The 21,330-nt window shown below is 24.9% G+C and carries 21 protein-coding genes; 7 read left to right on the top strand and 14 right to left on the bottom strand.

Features of this window, described 5'->3' with window-relative positions:
* Positions 1 to 26: 26 nt before the first annotated feature.
* The gene (locus Q7K47_05985) at positions 27 to 1,025 is read right to left on the bottom strand and encodes a 2-hydroxyacid dehydrogenase (GenBank protein MDP0506771.1); all 999 of its coding nucleotides are present in this window, start codon (positions 1,023 to 1,025) and stop codon (positions 27 to 29) included.
* A 382-nt stretch (positions 1,026 to 1,407) separates the two neighbouring features.
* On the opposite strand from Q7K47_05985, the gene Q7K47_05980 reads away from it, so the two are divergent.
* Positions 1,408 to 2,832 (top strand): asparaginase, encoded by a 1,425-nt coding sequence (locus tag Q7K47_05980; GenBank protein ID MDP0506770.1) that lies wholly within the window; start codon positions 1,408 to 1,410, stop codon positions 2,830 to 2,832.
* Positions 2,833 to 2,859: 27 nt separating this feature from the next.
* On the opposite strand, the gene Q7K47_05975 is transcribed toward Q7K47_05980, so the two are convergent.
* Together Q7K47_05975 and Q7K47_05970 are read right to left on the bottom strand one after the other, a co-directional pair.
* Positions 2,860 to 3,171 carry a DUF1904 family protein gene (locus Q7K47_05975; GenBank protein ID MDP0506769.1) on the bottom strand — a complete coding sequence of 104 codons (312 nt, stop codon included), beginning with the start codon at positions 3,169 to 3,171 and terminating at the stop codon, positions 2,860 to 2,862.
* An 11-nt stretch (positions 3,172 to 3,182) separates the two neighbouring features.
* The gene (locus Q7K47_05970; protein ID MDP0506768.1) at positions 3,183 to 3,707 is read right to left on the bottom strand and encodes a gamma carbonic anhydrase family protein; all 525 of its coding nucleotides are present in this window, start codon (positions 3,705 to 3,707) and stop codon (positions 3,183 to 3,185) included.
* Between the two features lie 152 nt (positions 3,708 to 3,859).
* Here Q7K47_05970 and Q7K47_05965 point away from each other — a divergent pair, with 152 nt between their 5' ends.
* Positions 3,860 to 5,656 (top strand): aminopeptidase P family protein, encoded by a 1,797-nt coding sequence (locus Q7K47_05965; protein MDP0506767.1) that lies wholly within the window; start codon positions 3,860 to 3,862, stop codon positions 5,654 to 5,656.
* 7 nt (positions 5,657 to 5,663) lie between these two features.
* Here the strand turns inward: Q7K47_05965 and Q7K47_05960 are convergent, their stop codons facing one another.
* From Q7K47_05960 to Q7K47_05935, 6 genes are read right to left on the bottom strand one after another with little or no spacing between them, the layout of a single operon-like run.
* On the bottom strand, positions 5,664 to 7,376 hold the full coding sequence (locus tag Q7K47_05960) for an ABC transporter ATP-binding protein (GenBank protein MDP0506766.1): 1,713 nt from the start codon (positions 7,374 to 7,376) through the stop codon (positions 5,664 to 5,666).
* Positions 7,358 to 8,245 (bottom strand): helical backbone metal receptor, encoded by an 888-nt coding sequence (locus Q7K47_05955; GenBank protein ID MDP0506765.1) that lies wholly within the window; start codon positions 8,243 to 8,245, stop codon positions 7,358 to 7,360. The genes Q7K47_05960 and Q7K47_05955 overlap by 19 nt, the downstream gene beginning before the upstream one ends.
* Positions 8,242 to 9,033 (bottom strand): ABC transporter ATP-binding protein, encoded by a 792-nt coding sequence (locus Q7K47_05950; protein MDP0506764.1) that lies wholly within the window; start codon positions 9,031 to 9,033, stop codon positions 8,242 to 8,244. The genes Q7K47_05955 and Q7K47_05950 overlap by 4 nt, the downstream gene beginning before the upstream one ends.
* Entirely contained in the window at positions 9,030 to 10,001 is a 972-nt protein-coding gene (locus tag Q7K47_05945) for an iron ABC transporter permease (GenBank protein ID MDP0506763.1), read from the bottom strand. The genes Q7K47_05950 and Q7K47_05945 overlap by 4 nt, the downstream gene beginning before the upstream one ends.
* A gap of 51 nt (positions 10,002 to 10,052) precedes the next feature.
* Positions 10,053 to 12,140, bottom strand: coding sequence for a TonB-dependent receptor (locus Q7K47_05940; protein MDP0506762.1), 2,088 nt, complete (start codon positions 12,138 to 12,140; stop codon positions 10,053 to 10,055).
* Positions 12,141 to 12,194: 54 nt separating this feature from the next.
* Positions 12,195 to 13,445 carry a radical SAM protein gene (locus Q7K47_05935; protein MDP0506761.1) on the bottom strand — a complete coding sequence of 417 codons (1,251 nt, stop codon included), beginning with the start codon at positions 13,443 to 13,445 and terminating at the stop codon, positions 12,195 to 12,197.
* A 163-nt stretch (positions 13,446 to 13,608) separates the two neighbouring features.
* Between Q7K47_05935 and Q7K47_05930 the strand changes: the two genes are divergently transcribed.
* Together Q7K47_05930 and Q7K47_05925 are read left to right on the top strand one after the other, a co-directional pair.
* Positions 13,609 to 14,571, top strand: coding sequence for an AraC family transcriptional regulator (locus Q7K47_05930; GenBank protein ID MDP0506760.1), 963 nt, complete (start codon positions 13,609 to 13,611; stop codon positions 14,569 to 14,571).
* A gap of 103 nt (positions 14,572 to 14,674) precedes the next feature.
* The gene (locus Q7K47_05925; GenBank protein ID MDP0506759.1) at positions 14,675 to 15,463 is read left to right on the top strand and encodes a class I SAM-dependent methyltransferase; all 789 of its coding nucleotides are present in this window, start codon (positions 14,675 to 14,677) and stop codon (positions 15,461 to 15,463) included.
* Between the two features lie 90 nt (positions 15,464 to 15,553).
* Here Q7K47_05925 and Q7K47_05920 read toward each other — a convergent pair whose 3' ends face one another.
* Positions 15,554 to 15,727, bottom strand: coding sequence for a 4Fe-4S binding protein (locus Q7K47_05920; protein ID MDP0506758.1), 174 nt, complete (start codon positions 15,725 to 15,727; stop codon positions 15,554 to 15,556).
* 273 nt (positions 15,728 to 16,000) lie between these two features.
* Between Q7K47_05920 and Q7K47_05915 the strand changes: the two genes are divergently transcribed.
* Complete coding sequence (locus Q7K47_05915) at positions 16,001 to 16,822, top strand: EFR1 family ferrodoxin (protein ID MDP0506757.1); 822 nt, start codon at positions 16,001 to 16,003, stop codon at positions 16,820 to 16,822.
* 19 nt (positions 16,823 to 16,841) lie between these two features.
* On the opposite strand, the gene Q7K47_05910 is transcribed toward Q7K47_05915, so the two are convergent.
* On the bottom strand, positions 16,842 to 17,021 hold the full coding sequence (locus Q7K47_05910) for a FeoB-associated Cys-rich membrane protein (protein MDP0506756.1): 180 nt from the start codon (positions 17,019 to 17,021) through the stop codon (positions 16,842 to 16,844).
* A gap of 15 nt (positions 17,022 to 17,036) precedes the next feature.
* Positions 17,037 to 17,249: a FeoA family protein gene (locus tag Q7K47_05905; GenBank protein ID MDP0506755.1), complete on the bottom strand. Its 213-nt coding sequence runs from the start codon at positions 17,247 to 17,249 to the stop codon at positions 17,037 to 17,039.
* A 170-nt stretch (positions 17,250 to 17,419) separates the two neighbouring features.
* Between Q7K47_05905 and Q7K47_05900 the strand changes: the two genes are divergently transcribed.
* On the top strand, positions 17,420 to 17,785 hold the full coding sequence (locus Q7K47_05900) for a metal-dependent transcriptional regulator (protein MDP0506754.1): 366 nt from the start codon (positions 17,420 to 17,422) through the stop codon (positions 17,783 to 17,785).
* Positions 17,786 to 17,847: 62 nt separating this feature from the next.
* Here Q7K47_05900 and Q7K47_05895 read toward each other — a convergent pair whose 3' ends face one another.
* Positions 17,848 to 18,018 (bottom strand): 4Fe-4S binding protein, encoded by a 171-nt coding sequence (locus Q7K47_05895; GenBank protein MDP0506753.1) that lies wholly within the window; start codon positions 18,016 to 18,018, stop codon positions 17,848 to 17,850.
* A gap of 216 nt (positions 18,019 to 18,234) precedes the next feature.
* Here Q7K47_05895 and recQ point away from each other — a divergent pair, with 216 nt between their 5' ends.
* Positions 18,235 to 20,157: a DNA helicase RecQ gene (gene recQ, locus Q7K47_05890; GenBank protein ID MDP0506752.1), complete on the top strand. Its 1,923-nt coding sequence runs from the start codon at positions 18,235 to 18,237 to the stop codon at positions 20,155 to 20,157.
* A 115-nt stretch (positions 20,158 to 20,272) separates the two neighbouring features.
* Here recQ and mnmH read toward each other — a convergent pair whose 3' ends face one another.
* Positions 20,273 to 21,304 (bottom strand): tRNA 2-selenouridine(34) synthase MnmH, encoded by a 1,032-nt coding sequence (mnmH, locus tag Q7K47_05885; GenBank protein MDP0506751.1) that lies wholly within the window; start codon positions 21,302 to 21,304, stop codon positions 20,273 to 20,275.
* Between the last annotated feature and the right edge of the window lie 26 nt (positions 21,305 to 21,330).

Raw genomic sequence — 21,330 nt, 5'->3', positions numbered from 1 at the left:
GCCGTTTAAATATTAAAAAATTCTAACTATTTAATTTTATTTTTACAATCTCCTGTTTCCACAAATTCAGTTAAGTTTTGGAAACTAGTTTCAATCATATTTGTTACAGCTTCATCAGTGTAAGAACCCATATGAGGTGAAACTAATACTCTAGGATACATATTTATTAATTTGTTTATTGTTGGATCTTCAATATCTCCACCTTTGAAATCTTTGAAGAATACTGTAGATTCATTTTCTAAAACATCTATTCCTAGACCAGCTAAGTGTCCGCTTTCTAAAGCTTCAACTAATGCAGGTACGTCTTGTAATTCTCCTCTAGCTGCATTTATTAAGATTGCTCCTTCTTTCATTTTAGCTAAGAATTCTTTAGTAACAACTTTTCCATTTTCTGGTATGAATGGACAGTGTAGACATACTATATCACTTTTAGCAAGAAGTTCATCTAACTCAACTTGAGTAACTATATCTTCTACTCCTGTTTTAGGGAATAAATCTTGTCCTAAAACATTAGCTCCTAATCCTTTAAATAATTTTGCTGTAGTCATTCCTATTCTTCCAAGTCCAACTACACCTACTGTACAATTTCTAATTTCTTTTGAGAACATATTAGCATCAACTGTAAAGTCTTTTTTAACACCTGTTTTATAAGTTGTATAAGACATATGTCTTAATAACATCATCGCATGTGTAACTGCTAATTCAGATATTGCGTTTGGTGAATAAAATGGAACAAACGCCATTTTAAAACCTAATTCCTTAGCATAAGGAATATCTATATGATTAGTTCCAACTGTTCTAGTTAAAACGTATTCTACTCCGTATTCTTTATATAAATCTAAATTTTCTTTGTTTGCAAAACAATTTGCTCTTAAAACAACACAGTCAAATCCTTTTGCTAATTCAGCTGTTTCTTTTGTGTTTAAAAAGTTACTAGTACATGTAACTTCAAGATTGTACTCTTTTGCCAATTTTTCAAAAAATGGTCTTTCAACATCTCTAACACCATAACAAAGTACTTTCATATCAAGCCCCCTTTAAAATATATCAAGTAAAATATTTTTGGATAAATCATTTATTCAATATATATAACGCATTTATCCAACCAATGTTTACACTTTATTATACCTTTTTTTTTTTTAAAATCAAGTTATTTTTTTTTTATTTTTAAAATAACATCAAAAAAAAATAACTCCATTTACGTCAAAGTGATTGTATTTACATCACAATATACTTATTTACGCCAAAAAAAACTTGCAAAAAAAAAGATGAAAATCTTATTATTTTTTTTGTTTTCTTCTGATTTTTTTCTATTTTTATATTTTTTTGCATGATATTCTTCATAATTTTTTCTTTATTTTATGTTATAATTAACTCTAGAAAAAAATTTACTTCAAGGAGGAAATTATGCTTAATAAAGTTTTAATTATCAATACTGGTGGTACTATTGGAATGGTTCACGATAACAAAAATGATTGTACTAGTCCTTTAAGACCTGCAACAAATTGGAATGAAATTATTAAAGAACACCCTATTTTAAATAATTTTCCAACTGATTACTATCAATTTAACCCTTTAATTGACTCTTCTGATATGTCTATTGAAGTTTGGGTTCAAATTGCAGAAATAATTGAAAAAAATTATAATCTTTATAGAGGGTTTGTTATTTTACATGGAACAGATACTATGGCTTTTTCAGCTTCTGCTCTTTCATTTATGCTTAAAAATTTGAATAAACCTATTATTTTCACTGGTTCTCAAGTTCCTTTACAATTTCCAAGAAGTGATGCTCTTCAAAATTTAATAACAGCTATACAGATAGCTGGAAACGAAATGTATGGAATTAAATTAATTCCTGAAGTAGCTATCTTTTTTAGAGATACCTTACTTAGAGGAAATAGAGCTAGAAAAATAGATGCTACAAATTATTTTGGTTTTTCTTCTCCAAATTATCCTCCAATAGGAGAAATTGGAAGTGATATTAAAATAATTAAAGATCGTATACTTAAAACAAATAAAAATAAATTTTATGTAAATAAAAATTTATGTAATAAAGTTATTATTTTAGAATTATTCCCTAGTCTTAATTTTGATTATTTAAAAAATATATTTAAAGGCAATAACAATATTAAAGGGGTTATACTAAAAACATTTGGAAATGGAAACGCTCCTACAAATAAAAAGTTCATAGAAATAATTAATTATCTGTCTTCTAAAGGAATAATAATTGTAGATATAACTCAATGTACCACTGGAATGGTTAAAATGGGGCTTTATGAAGCTAGTGCTAAATTAATTGATGCAGGTGTTCTAAGCGGAGTCGACCTTACTCCTGAAGCAGCTGTAACTAAACTTATGTATTTGCTTGGAACCTATCCTAACGATATTGAAAAAATTAAAAGAAAAATGCAAATTGATATGAGAGGAGAACAAACTATTAGTAACTATAATTTAAAATTTGAAAATAAAGATCAAACTTTTAAAAATGAGTTTCAATTAGAAATACCTGTTCCTAAAAAATTAAAAGAAGAAGATTTAATAAAAGCTGTAGCTAGAATAAATGATATTTCAATTAGAAATATTGTTAAAAACAAAAATTTAGAAGTTACTACTATTATAGAAAACGATAAATCCCCAATAAATGAGGGTATCAAAATAAATAATAAAATAAAAAAAATCATTAATGAAGATAAAAATTATTGCCATACTAATTTCAATTATTCTGTAAACAAAATATTTCAAAATACAGATACTATCAAAATAACAATAAAATCAAATTATAAAATATTATGGAAATCATTAGTTTTTTCTATTTATTCTGAAACTATTTAAAAAAAAACTAGCCAAGGCTAGTTTTTTTTACATATAATATTTTTCTTTAACAAGCTCTGTAAAATATACTTTAACAATCTCAAAATTATAATTTTTAAAATATTCTTTAAATTCATTAGCCACCTTATCACACATTTTTTGAGGCCTTGGCATCCAATCAATATCTATATTCAATCGATTTTCACAAACTTTAGAATCTAATATTTCTAACATTGGATTATAAAATACTCTTATTTTTTGTTTATCTGTTTTTGTTACCTTTGAAACTATTTCAATCAAATCATCACTAACTTCACAAATTTTTTCCTTTGTTAATCCAGATACTTTTATATAAGGCATAATACCATCTCCTATTCACATTTAATAAATTCTTTTAAATATTTTTCTCTTGATTTTCTATATTCTTCTGAAGCTGAAAGCATAGAATTTCTCTGTTTTTCAGAAATTTCACCTATACATTTTGCAGGATTTCCTTTTATAAAACTACCCTCTTCCAATTTCCCTATTCTACTAGTTATAACTGATCCTGCATATACAAAACAATTTTTTGGAATCTTAACATGATCTGTTATCAAAGCATTCATTCCAATTAAACTATTATCACCTATTTCACATCCATGTATCATACATCCATGACCTAAAGTTACATTATTACCTACAATAACTTTTCCTCCTTCATTTGAATGAATAATAACATTATCTTGAACATTACTTCCGTTTCCTATATTTATTTCCCCATTATCCCCTCTTAAAACAGCATTAAACCATATTGAAACATCTTTTCCTGTAGTTACTTTTCCAATCAGAGAAGCTGTTGGAGCTATATAATTTTCTTCTCCTATTTTAGGAATATTTTTTCCTAATTTATAAATCATTTTTCCTCCTCTAGTTTTATAATTTTTCCCTATAATTAAGTTTACAACATCTTAAATTAAAAGTCTATGGAAATATCTTCTTTTAAAGTATCTCTTTTGATGATAAAATACCCTTATAATAATTCATTAAAAATTATAGAAGGAGATTGATTATGAAACTTTCTACAAATGATAAAATAAAATTACTTAGAGAATTAATGATAAAAAATAAAGTTACTGCCTATTTAGTAACTTCTTCTGATTTTCATCAAAGTGAATACATTGGAGATTTTTTCAAAACAAGAGAATATATTTCGAATTTTTCAGGATCTAGTGGAACTGCTTTAATAACATTAAATGATGCATATCTATGGACTGATGGGAGATATTTTTTACAGGCTGAAAAAGAACTTTCAGGAAGTGAATTTCAACTTTTCAAAGTAGGATTAAAAGATACCCCAACTGTTCAAGAATTTATAAAAAATACTTTAAACATTAATGATACCCTTGGCTTTGATGGTAGAACTGTTAGCTATAATTTAATGCTAGATTTCATTAAAGCTTCTAAAGAAAAGTTTTTCAAATTAAAAATAAACCTAGATCTTATTAATGAAGTTTGGAAAGATAGGCCTCTTCTTTCTAAAGAAAAAGCTTTTATTTTAGAAGAGAAATATTCTGGAGAAAAAGCTAATCTTAAAATAAAAAAATTAAGATATATTATGAAAACTAAAAAAACAACATGTCATATTTTATCCTCTCTAGATGATATTTGTTGGTTACTTAATTTAAGAGGAAAAGATATTAAATATAATCCTGTAGTATTATCTTACGCTGTTATATTTTTAGATAAGGTATTGCTATTCATAGATAAATCTAAACTTTCTAAAGAAATTAACCTTTACCTTGAAAACATAAATATTGAAATTCATGATTATAATAATTTTTATAAGTATCTGTGTACATTAGATAAATCTTTAACCATTCTTTTAGATTATAACAAAATAAATTCTTCAATCTATGAAGCATTACCTAAAGAAATAAAAATAATAAACGAACCTAATCCTGAAAATAATATGAAATCTATAAAAAATATAGTTGAAATTAAAAATAATTATATAGCCCATCTAAAAGATGGAATAGCAATGACTAAATTTATTTTTTGGTTAAAAAATAATATTTCAAAAAATAAAATTAGCGAATTAGATATAGTTAATAAAATCGAATCTTTAAGAAAAAAACAAGAAGGTTTTATAGAACCTAGCTTTGAAACAATTGCGGCTTATGGTAAAAATGCTGCTATGATGCATTATTTACCAAGCAATAAACATTATTCATATTTAGAACCTCATAATTTAATTTTAATTGATTCAGGAGGTCAATATTTAGAAGGAACAACTGATATTACTAGAACTATTTCTTTAGGAGAGGTTGATCCTAAAATAAAAAAACATTATACTTATGTTTTAAAATCATTAATAGCCCTTTCTAAAAGCAAGTTTCCACATCGTACTTTTGGAGGTAATTTAGATGCTATCGCTAGAAATCTTATTTGGGAAATAGGATTAGACTACAGGTGTGCTACTGGACACGGAGTTGGTCATTTCCTTAATGTTCATGAAGGGCCTAACATCTTAAGGCCCTCTGCTAGCTGTATAATACATCCTGATATGGTTACTACTATAGAACCTGGTATTTATATAGATAACTCCCATGGAATTCGACTTGAAAATGAAACTTTAACTACTAAAAGTTTTAAAAATGAATATGGTTTATTTTTAGAATTTAAAACTCTTACTTTCGTTCCTATAGATATTGATGCTATTGACCCATCATTCTTAAATAATGATGAAATAAAGTGGTTAAATAATTATCATAAAATAGTTTTTGAAAAAATATCTCCTTTCTTAAATAGCGAGGAAATTCAATGGTTGAAAACTCAAACTAAAGAAATTCAAAAGAAAACATCTTAATTTTTAATTAAGATGTTTTCTTTAATATTTTATAAAATTTATTTTTTAATCTAATTAGTTCTTCATAGGTTCCTTTTTCAATAATTTCACCATTTTCAATTAATATTATCTCATCATACTCCTTTAATAACTCTAATTTATGAGTAATCACCAAAATAGTTTCCTCTTTAAAAAATTCATATATATTTTCTATTATTTCAGATTCTATAATATTATCTAAACCTGAAGTAGCTTCATCCAGCATTATTAATCTTGCTTTCTTTAAAAATATCCTCGCTATTGAAATCCTTTGCCCTTCACCATTGCTCAAATTAATACCATCTGTACCTAATAAAGTTTTATATTTCTTTTTTAAATTCATTATTTTATCATGAATACATGCTTTTTTTGTTGCATCCATAACTTCTTCAACAGTATATTTTTCTCTATTTACTATTCTTATATTTTCTAAAACAGTATCATTAAATAAATTTTCTTCTCTATTTATAATTCCTATCTTTTCCAATAAAGATGCTGTTTTTATTTTTCTTATATCAATACCATTAATATATATGTTGCCTTCAGTTGGCAAATAACTTTTTTTAATTAAATTAAATATTGTAGACTTTCCAACTCCACTTTGACCACCTATTGCAATTTTTTTACCTTTTAATATTTTAAAATTAATATTTTTCAAAATATCAACTTTTCCATCATAAGAAAAACTCACATTTTTAAATTCTATACATTCTAATTCCTCTTTTAATTCTATATTTCCATCTATAAAATAATTTTTTGTTGTTATTCCTTCTTGAAATCTTGAAATTCCAACCATACCTCTTTGATACAAATCAATAAGTCCAATAAATCTCATCAAAGAAACTTTAAATCTATCAACTAAGAGTAAAAAAGAAATGATTATTCCTAAACTTATTTTATTGTTTATAAATAAAATTCCTCCAATAAAAATTAATAATAATTGTAAAAATTGATTATAAAAAACTATGCCTCCCATTAAATAAGCAGAATTTAAAAAATTATCTTTTTCTGATTTTAATAGTTTAACATTAGTTTCAATAAATTTTTTTTTATGATCTTCCTCTAAACTATTATCTTTAATGAAAAAAACAAGTCTAAATATATCATTTATAAAACTGGTTAAGTTACTATTTTCTTTTCTTATTTTAAAATATCCTTTTTTTAGTTTTCCATTAATTAAATAAACAAAAATAAAAGCAAAAGGTAATGGAATAAAAGTAACCCCTGCTAAAATAGGACTAAATTTAAGCATTAATAAAAAAGATCCTATTAACACTAAGAGTGAAGATAAAAAACTTTCTAATCCTTTATATAATAAAGTAGATACATTTTCTAAATCTCCTATAATTCTTGAAATCAATTCTCCGCTATTTTTCTTATAGAAAAATTCAAAAGATTGTTTTAAAAAATGAGAGATTAAATCATTTCTCATATGAAATTTTAATTTATTTCCTAACAATTGACCACGACTAGAAGAATAAATTAAACTTATTCCTCTGCATATATAAATAAATAAAACTAACCCTGAAAGATAAAAAAGTTCCTCTAAATTTTTATTTGGCAAGGAATGGTCTATTATTTTTTTTACAATAATTGGGCTACTCAAATCTAATAATGTAACCCCTAAACTAGTTATTAAAAAAATTGATAATAATTTTTTTTCTAGAAAATAATATTTTAATATTATTTTAAATTTTGACATTTCACTACTTCCTCGTATAAATTATTTATAGTATCAAATATTCTTGGAGAACCTCTTAATATTTTGCTAGAATCAACAATAAATATATTGCCATTAATTCCAGATTTTGTTTTAAGTATTATTGGATTAGAATTTAATATCTGATTTTTAGATTTAAAACTCATTGCTCCCATAATTATGTCTGGATTTTCTTCTAATAAATATTCAGAAGATATTATAGGTCTTGATCCTGAAAGATTCTTAGCTATATTTTTAATTCCTATTATATCTAAAACTTGTCCCGGTAAAGATTTCTCATTAAAAGCCATCATTGGAGAAGCTGAATACAAAACTAGTCCTTTAACTTCCCTTTCTTTTAATTTTTTTATATTTTTTAATTTTAATAAAGATTTATTATACAATAAATCCGCTTCCTTTTCTTTATCTAAAAGCTTTCCAAATATTTTTATACTTTTCAAAATATTTTCTACATTTTCAGATAAATCGTCCACTAAAACTGGTATTCCTATTTTTTTTAAAGAAGCACTCACTCCTGAAGACATCTTATTTATTATTACTAAATCTGGCTGTAATTCTATTATTTTTTCAAAAGAAGGTTTTGCAATATTTCCTACAGAATTAAGTTTTGCTGTCTTTTCTTCTGGCCAAATTTTACTCCTTGCTGAGGTTGTTATTCCCACTATTTTATCTTGTGCCTTTAACATATATATTGTTTCTACAACAGCAGGATCCGCTACTACTATTCTTTTATAATTTTTAATTTCTATACTATTTCCACTAGAGTCATAAATTTGATTATTCTTAATCTCTAAAGAAAAAGAACAAATACTTATTAAACAACTCATTATAAATAAATTTATTTTTTTCAAATTTTTTCTCCTTTTATAAAGGGAATAATATAAGGTTTATCCTTTTCATAAATTATTTCACAGTCTAAATCATATATCTCTTTTAAATTTTCTCGTGTTAAAACTTCCTTAGGAGTTCCCTTATAAAATATTTCCCCATTTTTCATTAAAATAATCTCATCACAAAATATAGAAGCTAAATTTAAATCATGCAAAACAACAACTCCAGTTATGTCATGATTATCAACTAATTTTTTTACTCTAACCATTAAATCCATTGCGTGATTTAAATCTAAAGCTGATGTAGGTTCATCTAAAAGTAATATTTTAGGTTCTTGAATTAGAGCTCTTGCTAAAAGAACTCTTTGAAATTCTCCACCTGATAAACTTAAAGCTATTCTATCAGAAAATGATTTTAATCCTAATTTATCCAAAACTTCATTTACAAAATCCCTATCTTTTTTACTATATCCTTCCCAACTATTTTTTAAATGTGGTAATCTTCCAATAGTTACAAAGTCTAATACATTCATTGGACTCATCAAATTTGATTTCTGAGGAACCAAAGCCATTACCCTTGCTTTTTCTTTTTTCTTGTAATTTCTTGACTTTTTCCCTAAAATTTCAATATTATTTTGATTTTCTTTTCCTATATATCCTAAAATATTTTTTAGCAAAGTTGATTTCCCGCAACCATTAGGTCCTAAAATCCCTGTTAATTTTCCTCTTTTTATTTCTATTTTTATATTTTTTAATATTTTTCTATCCCCATAAGAAAAATTTAGATTATCTATTTTTATTGCCATTATTTACCACCTCTTTTACTTTTAAGAGCTAAATAAAGAAAAAATGGTGCTCCAAAGAAAGAAGTTACAACTCCAATTGGAATTTCAACTGGAGATAATATTGTTCTACCAAAAGTGTCACAAGCTAAAAGAAATATTGCTCCTGCCAGTGCCCCACTAGGTATTAATTTACTATTTGAAGGTCCTGTTATCATTCTTATTGTATGCGGTATAATTAAACCTACAAAACCTATCATTCCTGAAAAAGCAACAGAAAATGCAACTATTAAAGCTGATACAGATAGCATTTTTACTTTTAATTTATTTACGTCAACTCCTAAAGAATAAGCTTCTTCATCACCTGAAAGTAACGCATCTAAATTATTTCTATTCATATAAAAATACCATAAAGAAAATATCAAGGGTGGACAAATTAAAAATACTTTCTCCCATGTAGCATTCCCTAAATATCCCATCATCCACATTGTTATCTTAAAAGAATCCTCTCCTATCAAGTACATGGAAAATGAAGTAAACGATCCTAAAAATGAAGAAACTGCTATTCCAATTATAAGAAGAGTTGTTACATTAACTGAACTCCCCTGTTTTGCTAATTTAAATATGATAAATGTACTCACTAAAGACATCACAAAAGCAAAAACACCATACATAAAATCTGGCATATTAAAAATATAAGCAATTACAGATCCAAACGTTGCACTGGCTGCTATCCCTATAATATAAGGATCAGCCAATGGATTTTGAAAAACAGTTTGAACAACAACACCACTTGAAGATAACATCATCCCTACTAAAATAGCCATCAATATCCTTGGTAATCTTAAATCATAGACTATTGTTTGCATGTATTTTGGTGCATCATTTAAATGATATAAATTTTCCAAAGGAATTTTTACACTACCCATAGTAACTGAAAATATTCCTAATAATATTGTTCCTAAAATTAACATAAATGGTAACAATTTCTTCATTGTATAATTAACTCCTTTTTATTTTCATTATAGCATAACTTTTCTCCTTACTTAAAAAGTATAACTAAATCCCATATAATAATTTCTTTCTGCTGCTGGATCATAAATTTTCTCATTTTTCTTTGTATCATAGGAAGCTGAATTATTATATTTTTCATCAAACAAATTATTTATTCCTGCATATAATTTTAAACTTGTATTTAATTTATAATTAGCTCTTATATTCGCTATAATATAATCTTTTTTCTTTCCATATTTATTTTTATTGTCAATATAAGAAGATCCATTATATACTAATTCTCCATTTATATTAAATTTATCATTAAATTTATAACTTGCTCCTATATTAAGTTTATGCTCTGGAACTCCCGCTATTCTATTTCCTGATAATTTTTCTCCTGAAATTAAATTTCCTGAACTATCAAAACTTTTCTCTTTTCCATCTTTTATTTCTGCGCGCATATATTGATAACCTTCAGATACTATTAATTTCCCTAAATAATGCTCTAACTTAAATTCAACTCCATACCTTTCTGTCTTATCTAAATTATAATTTAATATATTACTATTTGACATTCCACCGCTCATATAAGTATAAATTTCATCTTCCATTAAACTATAAAAAACTGAACCAGTTACTAATGTATTTTTATAATAATCACTAACTCCTATCTCTACGCTGTTATAAGTTTCTTCATTTAAATCATTTAAATAATAGTTTTTATTGTATTTATTTGTTAATAAAGCTGGTTGAGGAGTTGTAAATCCTTTTTCATATCTTATATAACCTTTTCCTGTGTCTGAATATAGATAATTTCCTGATAATTCCCAAGCTACATTATCCATTTTTTTATCAAAAGAACTTGAACTAACTTTACTAGGACCCATTGGTAGTTGCACTATACTTTTTCTTTTAATATCATAGTCTGATTTTTCATATCTTATCCCTTGATTAAATTGAAATTTATTATATTTATAATTATTCATTACAAATCCAGCTAAAGTTTTTTTATTTAAATCCATATCTGTTTTAACTTTCATTTCTCTTGTCATTGGTCCCATTCTAATTATATTTTCAATATCCCCATATCTTCCACCTTTATTATCTACATAATCTATTCCTGCTAGTATTGAATTATCTTCTCCATATAAATATTTTAATTTTAATTTACTTCCCTTTTTCTTATCTTCAAAATTCCAATCTGCTTTGCTATCTTTACTAGGCATATTTATTTTCATAGATGTTTGCTGATGATATGCTAGTAAATTCAAATCTAATTTCTCTGATAGTTTATTATTGTATGTTAAAATATAATCATTTTTATCAGTATTTATAGTATCTATAAAACCATCATTATCCCCTTGATTTCTATCCTTATTTAATTCTTCTTTTGTTAAATCATCCAATATATTTCTTTTATTATTATATTTTGCATATTTAAACTCTAAATTTTGTTTTTCTGATATATTATATCTTATTTTGCCTTGAAAATATTCAGAATTATCTTTAGAATCTTCTCTATATCCTTTAGCTTTATTATTAGTATAAGCTAAATCAAAATCAAATTTTCCAAAAGTTTCTCCTAATAAAACACTTTCTTTAGTACCATCAAAACTTGTATAATCAACTGTAGCTCCTCCTCTAAATCCTTCTCCTTTTTTAGTTATTATATTAACAACCCCTCCAGCTGTTCCGCTTCCATAAATTATAGATCCTCCTCCTGGAATAACCTCTATTTTTTCTATAGTATCCACTGAAATAGTATCTATTGGTGTGCTCGTCATTGATGATTCTAAAGAATTTACAGCTATACCATCCACTAAAATTTGGAGATTTTTTTTAGCTCCTGATGAACTTCCGTCTATTCCACCTTGCCCCCTTAAATCAATCATCGTCCCAAAAGAATTTCTCATAATATTTACAGAAGGTATATCTCTCAAAGCCTCTGAAACTGTTTTATAATTTTTTTCTTGAATATCTTTTGAAGTTATAATAGTGGGATTAGCCGCTATTTTTCTCATTGAAGTTTCAAATCCTGTTGTTGAAGTTATAACACTTTCTCCTAAATTTATCTCCTTTTCATTAGCATAAGCTAAAGCAGATATAACAAAACCTAACATAATTATTTTCTTTTTCATTTCTCCCCCTTGCAATAAAAATATTTGAAAATCAAAATTAAACTGTAAAAAAAATTAATCTTTAAAAAAAGATTCTACTATGTAATCAATTACTCCACTAGAAATATTATTTCCCCAAAATATCCCATCATTAGTTAACTCTAACTTTCCTGCATTAAATTTCACTAAATTTTTTTTTCTATATTCTGAAATTTTTTCTATAAAATATCTATATTCTTCTTCTGATAATAATTTTTTTATATGTTCTAACTCTATTTTAGGAAATTGCATTAATCCTGATAATATTGAATATTTTTTATATAAATTATCCCTATAAGAAAAAAATATTTTTTCTTTGTTCATTCTATAAATACCTATATTTCCTACATTCCCTCCAGCTCCAACTCCTATAGGAAATGTATCTCCTCCTGTATTTCTAACTTTTATATATTGATAATTATCTCCATCTTTTTTAGCTAATTTAGTTAATTCCAAAGGATAATATTCCCCATCCTGACATAATTCTTTTATAAACAAATCATGTAATTTTTTTTCATTATTTAAATTATTATCCATTTTAATCTTTTTTTCTTGAATATCTTTAGATAAATTTGATCCTTCGTGTACCATTAAAGAATAGAAACTTGAACTACTAATTTCTATTTCTTTTATTAATTTTGCATCTTCTATTATATCTTCTTCTTTTTGACCTGGATAATTATAAATAATATCAATACAAATATCCCCTTTAAAACATTCTTTTATTTCTTTTAATTTTTCTATAGTCTGTTTTTTACCAAAAGTTCTATTATAAAATTTTCTTCCTTCTTCAGAAAAAGTTTGAATTCCAACACTAATTCTATTTACTCCATATTTCATCATTAATTCTAACTTTTTTTTATTCAAATTATGTAAAGTGCTTTCAAATGTAAATTCATAATCTTCAGCTAATTTAACATTATTTTTTATACTTTTAAGTATTATTTCTAATTCTTTTAGATTATAAACTGTTGGAGTCCCCCCTCCAAAATATATAACTTCAAAAAATCTTTTCCTAAAGTATTTAGTTTTCCCATATTTTTCAAATTCACTAGATATATATTCTGCATATTCCTCTAATTTACCATCTAATTTTTTTCTGTTTAAATTACAAAAAGAACAAATTTTATCACAATAAGGTGTATGAACATATATTGCTCTTGGAACATCTTCTATATCCTGTTCTAAAACTTTAAAAAAACTTTCTTCATTTATCTCTTTTCTTTCAATATAATTATTTATTTTTTTTCCTAAATCATGATGGGATTTAATTCTTTCTTTAAACATCTATCTACTCCTTTTCTTATCTTAAATACCTTTTTTCATATAAAACATTAAAATTGTACACGGGACCAACCTTTTTGTCAAGAAATATTTGACTTTCAAACTTTTTGAAAGTATAATATTTGAAGACAAAGAATCCAATTCTTTATTATACTTGGAGGATGGTATGAAAAACTATTTTTTAAAAAATTTTATTGAAGATAAATATTCTATAAAAGAAGTTTATTTTTCAGAAAAAAAAACAGCTTTAAATTTTTTATTTTTAAAAGGAAAAGGAGAAATGATTTTTTATAGTATTTTTCCTGGAATTACAGTTATTTATAATAAATTTTATACTTACAACTGTCCTGAATATAAGAAAAAAAATAAAAAATTGATTGAAATAAATTATTGTTTTAAAGGAAGATTTGAATGTAAAATGAATGATAACAAATATATCTATTTAAAAGAAAAAGATTTATCTATAAATTTAAGCAACCCAAAATTTAAATTTTCTCTTTTCCCAATGGGATATTATGAAGGAATTTCCATTTGTATTAATCCTTTAGAATTTAACTTCTCAATATCAAATATCCTTAAAGAGTTTTCTATAAACACTAAGGATATTATTGATAAATTTCTTTGTAAAGAATGGTTTTTTTTAATAAACTCTAATAAAAAAATAGTTTTACTTTTCCAAGAACTATATAATCTTTTGATTAATAACAAATATAATCTTATAAAAATCAAAACTCTTGAAATTTTAATTTTTATAAATAATTTATCTTTAAATAAATCTTTAAATTATCCAAAATACTATTCAAAAGAACAAGTTGAAAAAGTAAAACATATTCGAAATCATATTACTAAAGATTTAACAAGACATATAACTCTACAAGATTTAGCCAAAGAACATAATATCAGCTTAACTGCTTTAAAAGCATGTTTTAAAAATATCTATGGAAAATCTGTATATTCTTATTTTAAAGAATGTAGAATTTTGTATGCTGTTTCTTTAATTAAAACAACAAATAAAACTATCGCTGAAATTGCATCTACTGTAGGTTACGATAACCCTAGTAAATTTTCTGCTGCTTTTAAACAACATATGACTATTTCTCCTTCAAATTTTAGAAAAAAATTCCTTTAACTTTTCGGATTACTTTAAACTTTTTAGAGTAGATAACTGCTTTTTATTTTAATATAATAATTTTAGTATTTAAATAATATTTAATTATTAAGAGGAGGTCTTTATGACTAATAATATATCAAAAACTTTATTTATTCCTTTATATTTTAAATATAAAGAATCCTTAGGAGAAAAAACTATTTATGATGAAAATGCTATTAAATTTTTTGAAAATAACAAAAATATATTAAATTTTTCAGAAATAGATAAAGATATAGCTTCTTTTACAGGAACTATTGCCCGTACTTTAATCATCGATAAAATTTTACTAAAATTAATCTCTAAAAATGAAATTAATTTTATTGTGAATATTGGATGTGGATTAGATTTTAGAAATAGACGTTTACAAATAAAAAACATCGACTGGTTTAATATTGACTTAAAAGAGGTAATTGATTTTAGAAAAAATAATACTGCTCCTGTTTTAAGAGAACATAATATTGTGGGGGATATTTTAAAATTTGATTTTCTTAATAAATTGCCAAAAGGAAAAGGAATTTTTATTTTCGAGGGTCTTTTGATGTATTTTTCTGAAAGAAATGTAAATTTTATTATTAGTAAATTAACAAAATACTTTAACAATTGTCATTATATAATAGAGTCGTGTCCTAACGAATTTGTAAATCAACCTTGTTTAAATCCATCTATAAAATCTATAAATGAAAATATTATGTTTAAATGGGGAAATAATAACCCTTTGTTATTAGAAAAAAATGGATTAAAATACATAAAAGGCCATAAAATAATGGAAGAATTAAAAGATAGATGGAATTTTTTTGAAAAAAATCCTTTATTTACAAAATTTAAACCTATTGTCTATAATAATTTTAGAATAGACTTATATAAAAAATAAAATCAATTTCATAAATTCTATAAAGATAAAATACAAAAAATATAAAAGGACCTAATATATTAGGTCCTTTTATATTAAGTATATTTAATACTACTCTCCTGCTACGATAGCTCCTACTGGACATCCACCAGCACATGCTCCACAATCAACGCATGTATCGTTTATTGAGAATTTCCCTTCATCGTTTCCAGCTATTGCTCCTACTGGACAAGTTCCTTCACATGCTCCACATCCTATACAAGTATCTTGATCTACTACGTACATTTCCTACCTCCTAAAGTTTTATTGTTTTTCTACTAAATAATTATAATATATCTTATTTTTTTTGTCAATCGTTTTCTGAAAAATATGTTTTTTTTTGAAACAGATTATTTTTGATGATTTAAATACTCTAACAAGAATAGTTTGAAAGACAAATTAAACTTATGGTTTATAGTCTTACAATTCAATTAAATGTAGTAAAAAAAGTTAAACTGTTGTATAATGATATGAAACTTTAAAATTATTAACTAATTTATATGCTAAATGGAGGGATTTATGAAAAAAAAAGTTTGGGGAATGTACTTTTCAGGAACTGGGACAACAAAAAGAATTGTCACTCACCTAGGAAAAGTTTTATCTGATAAGTTTGATGTTGATTTTGAAGAATATAATTTTACTTTTAAAAAAGTAAGATCTCTAGAAAAAAAATTCAATAAAAATGATATTGTTATTTTTGGAGTTCCTGTTATTGCAGGAAGAGTACCTAATGTACTTTTAAAATATTTAGATACAATAATTGGTAACGGAGCATTAGCTATTCCTGTTGTTTTATATGGAAATAGAAATTATGATGATGCTTTAATTGAATTAAGAGATATCTTAAAAAAAGATGGATTTAATCCTATTGCTGCAGGAGCTTTTATTGGAGAACATTCTTTTTCTAAAACTCTTGGAAAAAATAGACCTGATGAAAAAGATTTAGCTATTGCTACAAAATTTGCTGATGATATTTTTAATAAAATTTCAGCTTCTAGTTTTGATGCTAATAAATTAATTGAGGTTAATGGTACCCCATATCCATATAGATATTATTATAAACCTAGAGACTCTAAAGGTGTTGCTGTTGATATAAGAAAAGTTAAACCTTTAACTAATGACAATTGTATTAACTGTGGTTTATGTGCTAGTATTTGTCCTATGGAATCTATCAACCCTAAAAACGTAAGTGAAATTAATGGTATTTGTATTAAATGCTGCGCTTGTGTTAAAGAATGCCCTGTTGGAGCAAAATATTATGATGATGCAAATTATTTATATCATCAACACGAATTAGAAAATCAATTTACACGTAGAGCTGAACCTGAATTATTCATATAAAGATAATAAAAAGGAGTTACTAACGTAACTCCTTTTTATTATCTTTATCATTTTTATTAGGATGGCAAACATCTGAGCATCCACAAGTAGAACATCCACATGAACACTTGTGATTTTTTTTATCTTTTATTATTTTTCTTAAAACTAAAACAAATATAATAAATACAATCATCCCTACTATTATTGTAGCTATATTCATAATTTCTCCTTTATATTAAACCATTATTCTATTCACCATGCTCATATCCAAACCAATTCTCGATTCTTTTATAGATAAAATCATATTTTTACCTATTTTTGAAACAATAAATATTTCTGCTCCAACAACAAAACCTAACTCAGCTAAATGTTGTCTTACTTCATCTTTTCCAGTTATTTTTAGTATTTTTTTTCTATCCCCTATTTTTGAAAAACTTAAAGGTTCCATAACTTCACTCCTTAAATGTCAATTTTTAATTTGTCAGTCAAATCTTAAGTTAGTCTAATCTAACTTAAGAGAATTTTACCACAAGCTTAATTTAAAGTCAATTAAAATATTTGATATTTATTTTTCTCTATGTTAACATTTAATTAAAATATCTATTTAGGAGAGTGATCATGAAAACAAATAAATCATCTGAAGATTACTTAGAAACTATATTACTTTTAAAAAATAAAATAGGCAATGTTAGATCAATTGATATAGTTAACGAAACTGGGTATAAGAAATCCAGTATAAGTATTGCTATGAAAAAATTAAGAGAAGCTAACTATATAACTATGGATGAAAATGGTTTTATATTATTAACTAACTCAGGAAAAATTTTAGCCAAAAAAATTTATGACAAACACAATTATTTAAAAAAACTCTTTATATCTATAGGAGTTTCTGAAAGCACTGCAGAAACTGATGCCTGTAAAGTTGAACATTGTATAAGTGATGAAACCTTCGAATGTATTAGAAAATATTTTAATCTGAAATAATTTTAAATATAAAAAAAAGGAGTTACCAATGTAGCTCCTTTTTTGAGATTAATTCACTTAAATTATTCTCCTGCGATAGCTCCTACTGGACATCCTCCAGCACATGCTCCACAATCAATACATGTGTCATTGATAGAGAACTTTCCTTCGTCATTTGCTGCTATAGCTCCTACTGGACAAGTTCCTTCACAAGCTCCACATCCTATACAAGTATCTTGATCTATTACGTGCATCTTCTACCTCCTATTAAACTTTAAATCTTTGTTTTGGTGATAATTTTAATATACATTATATCCATATAAAAGTCAAGATATTTTTTAACTACAGTTAATTTTAGTACAATATATATTAACATGTTACACCTGATTTTTAAATATATTTTTTTATATATTGTAGTATAATATATTATAAAGTTAATAAACAATTTTAACGAAAGGAATAATTATTTTATGGAAAAAAAAGCTCTGCAAATTTTAAAACAAAAATATGGTTACACCGCTTTTAGAAAAGGACAAGCTAACATAATTAAAAATATACTTAATAAAAAAAATATTATTGGAATTATGGCTACAGGAGGAGGAAAATCTATTTGTTTCCAAATACCATCTTTAATTTTCCCAGGATTAACCATTGTTATTTCACCACTTATATCTCTTATGAAAGATCAAGTAGATAGTTTAAAAATTCTTGGAATACCTGCAATTTCTATTAATTCCACTTTGTCTAAAGAAGAATTTTTTGAATCTTGTTCAAAATTAAAAACTAAAAAAATAAAATTACTTTATCTTTCTCCTGAAAAATTAGAAAATAAAAAATTTATAAATTTTTTAAAATCTTTAGATATCTCAATGATTGCAATTGATGAAGCCCATTGTATTTCTCAATGGGGTCATGATTTTAGGACAAGTTATTTAAAAATCCCTAACTTTATTGAAATTTTAGAAAAAAATATACCAATTCTTGCTCTTACTGCTACTGCTACTCCAAGAGTTGTTAAAGATATAGAAGCTCTTTTGAAATTAAAAAATCCTATAAAATATATTGATGGCTTTGATAGAAAAAATATTTTTTTTAAGGTTGAAAAAAATATTAACCCTGAAGCTTATATTATTAGATATATCAAAAGTCATAAAGAGATGTCTGGAATAATTTATGCCTCAACTAGAAAAGAGGTAGATAATCTTTATCAGTATTTTAAAGATATAAAACAATTAAATGTTGGTAAATACCATGCTGGAATGTCAAAAAAAGAAAGAACAATATCCCAGGAAAACTTTTTAAAAGACAATATAAAAGTTATGATTGCAACAAATGCATTTGGAATGGGTATTGATAAATCTAATGTTCGTTATGTTATTCACAGAAATATTCCTAAGGATTTAGAAAGTTATTATCAAGAGGCTGGTAGAGCAGGAAGAGATGGTCTTCCAAGTGAAGCTATCTTACTTTTCTTCGAAGAAGATGTAGCTACTCAAGAATTTTTTATAAATTCCAACGATGTAGCAAGTGATACATTTATAAAGATAAAAAGAAGTAAATTAGATGATATGGTAAATTATGCCTATTTAGAAACATGTTATCGAGAATATATTTTAAAATATTTTGGTGATAAACGAATAAAAAATTACTGCGGTAATTGTGGAAACTGTAAAAATGCTAAAGATATTGAAAATTTAACTATTGATGGTAAAATTGTTATTTCTTGTATTGGAAGAGCTAAAGAAAAAATAGGAACCTCTACTTTAGTTAATATCCTTTTAGGAAAAGCTGATTCAAAAATAGAAAGAAAAGGTTTAAATAAAATAAGCACTTTTGGTTTAATGAAAAATAAAGACCAAAATTGGTTGGAAGAATTTTTAAATTTCTTAATTTCAGAAAGTTTTATTGAATTAACTGCTGGAAGTTTTCCTGTACTTAAACTTAATAAAATATCTTTTGATATAATAAAAGACAAAAAGAAAATTTATAGAAAAATAAATGAGACAGTTTATTTAAATTTTTATAATGATCCTCTATTTAAAAGTTTAAATAATATAAGAAAAGAAATAAGTATTCACGAAAATGTAGCCCCCTATATAATTTTTTCTGATTTTACTCTTATGGAAATGGCTGAAAAAAAACCTAAAAACAGATGGGAAATGTTAAAAATAAAAGGAGTTGGTAATCAAAAATTTAAAAATTATGGTGATATCTTTTTAAAAACTATTAATTCTTTTTCAAATGAAGAATTAGAAATTTTAAAAATAGAAAATTTTATAGATGAAAAATATTTATCTGAAAATAAACTTATTAATTTAAAAAAAAATTTAAATCTTAACATAGATATTAACTCACTAAAGGATATTCTTATTAAAAATTTATTTTCAAATTAAACTTTTTTTATAAATTCTTAGTCATAATGGTATAACGATAATGAATTGTTATAATAAATTTCTCTCCCCAAAAGAAATGAAAAATGAAAGCTCCCTTTTTAAGGGAGCTTTCATTTTAGTCTTCATGTTTATTATTTTTTAAATAAGTTATTACCTCTTCAACCGCTTCTTCTATTTTGTCATATTTTAAATTTATATCATAAGTATATTTATTTATTCCTACATCATATAAAGGATCATAATATTCTTTCATAAGAATCTCACTTAATTTTGGTAATTCTCCTTTTATTAATAAATTATGATATTTTTCATATCTTTCTTTACTTATATATCTTGCAACTCTTAATAAACATTCTTCTAATTCAGGAATTGTAGCATTTGCATAATCTTCCATAATTATCTTAACTCTATTTTCCATTGAAGTACTTACAAATAAATGTTTCCCATTTACAATTGAACTGTATACACATTCTGGAATATAAATATTTCCTATTCTTTTACTTTCACTTTCTACTAAGAAATATTCTTTCTTATCATTTACTAGTTTATCAAAAATTTCTCCATCAAATCTTTTTTGACTTTGTTTCCTATTCTCACAAACGCCACCAAAAAAAGAACCTTTGTGATCAGCTAATTTTTCTAAATTTAAAACAGAATAACCTTTTTCCTCTAATTTTTCTAATATTTTAGTTTTTCCTTCTCCTGTTCTTCCATGAATAACTATATATTCTTTATTTTTATTTGCTTCCTCCATATTTTTTAAAATATACTGTCTATAAGCTTTATAACCACCTTGAAGTTTCATTGTTTTAAATCCTAAGGTATTAAATAAAACTTCTAAAGTTCCACTTCTCATCCCTCCTCTAGCACAATAAAAAATAAGCTTATCATATTTTTTTGATAATTCATTAATTTGTTTAAAAATCTCTGGTAACCTTTTAGATATTCTTTCTACTCCTATTTCCTTTGCTTTTTCTTTAGACTCTTGTACATAGGCTGTTCCTACTTCTGCCCTTTCATCATCTAACAAAGTTGGAATATTTATAGCCCCAGGAATTCCTTGCTCTTCAAATTCTTTTGGACTCCTTGCATCTATTAATATATAATTTCTTAATTTCAATACCTTATCAAAACTTATCTCTCTCATTTTTCCTCCTAAAATTTAGATAGGTA

Origin of the sequence: Fusobacterium sp. JB019 (genome assembly GCA_030673965.1) — a bacterium.
Taxonomy (GTDB): domain Bacteria; phylum Fusobacteriota; class Fusobacteriia; order Fusobacteriales; family Fusobacteriaceae; genus Fusobacterium_B.
Note: the sequence above shows the minus strand (reverse complement) of the source record. Positions and strands in the feature narration are given on the sequence as shown.

Bases quoted from the DNA above. Each gene is read 5' to 3' on its own strand.
- Q7K47_05940 (MDP0506762.1), bottom strand. From the start codon at position 12,140: ATGAAAAAGAAAATAATTATGTTAGGTTTTGTTATATCTGCTTTAGCT.
- Q7K47_05970 (MDP0506768.1), bottom strand. From the start codon at position 3,707: ATGATTTATAAATTAGGAAAAAATATTCCTAAAATAGGAGAAGAAAAT.
- Q7K47_05920 (MDP0506758.1), bottom strand. From the start codon at position 15,727: ATGTACGTAGTAGATCAAGATACTTGTATAGGATGTGGAGCATGTGAA.
- Q7K47_05980 (MDP0506770.1), top strand. From the start codon at position 1,408: ATGCTTAATAAAGTTTTAATTATCAATACTGGTGGTACTATTGGAATG.
- Q7K47_05905 (MDP0506755.1), bottom strand. From the start codon at position 17,249: ATGGAACCTTTAAGTTTTTCAAAAATAGGGGATAGAAAAAAAATACTA.
- Q7K47_05910 (MDP0506756.1), bottom strand. From the start codon at position 17,021: ATGAATATAGCTACAATAATAGTAGGGATGATTGTATTTATTATATTT.
- Q7K47_05965 (MDP0506767.1), top strand. From the start codon at position 3,860: ATGAAACTTTCTACAAATGATAAAATAAAATTACTTAGAGAATTAATG.
- Q7K47_05900 (MDP0506754.1), top strand. From the start codon at position 17,420: ATGAAAACAAATAAATCATCTGAAGATTACTTAGAAACTATATTACTT.
- Q7K47_05985 (MDP0506771.1), bottom strand. From the start codon at position 1,025: ATGAAAGTACTTTGTTATGGTGTTAGAGATGTTGAAAGACCATTTTTT.
- Q7K47_05895 (MDP0506753.1), bottom strand. From the start codon at position 18,018: ATGCACGTAATAGATCAAGATACTTGTATAGGATGTGGAGCTTGTGAA.
- mnmH (MDP0506751.1), bottom strand. From the start codon at position 21,304: ATGAGAGAGATAAGTTTTGATAAGGTATTGAAATTAAGAAATTATATA.
- Q7K47_05915 (MDP0506757.1), top strand. From the start codon at position 16,001: ATGAAAAAAAAAGTTTGGGGAATGTACTTTTCAGGAACTGGGACAACA.
- Q7K47_05935 (MDP0506761.1), bottom strand. From the start codon at position 13,445: ATGTTTAAAGAAAGAATTAAATCCCATCATGATTTAGGAAAAAAAATA.
- Q7K47_05975 (MDP0506769.1), bottom strand. From the start codon at position 3,171: ATGCCTTATATAAAAGTATCTGGATTAACAAAGGAAAAAATTTGTGAA.
- Q7K47_05945 (MDP0506763.1), bottom strand. From the start codon at position 10,001: ATGAAGAAATTGTTACCATTTATGTTAATTTTAGGAACAATATTATTA.
- Q7K47_05930 (MDP0506760.1), top strand. From the start codon at position 13,609: ATGAAAAACTATTTTTTAAAAAATTTTATTGAAGATAAATATTCTATA.
- recQ (MDP0506752.1), top strand. From the start codon at position 18,235: ATGGAAAAAAAAGCTCTGCAAATTTTAAAACAAAAATATGGTTACACC.
- Q7K47_05960 (MDP0506766.1), bottom strand. From the start codon at position 7,376: ATGTCAAAATTTAAAATAATATTAAAATATTATTTTCTAGAAAAAAAA.
- Q7K47_05925 (MDP0506759.1), top strand. From the start codon at position 14,675: ATGACTAATAATATATCAAAAACTTTATTTATTCCTTTATATTTTAAA.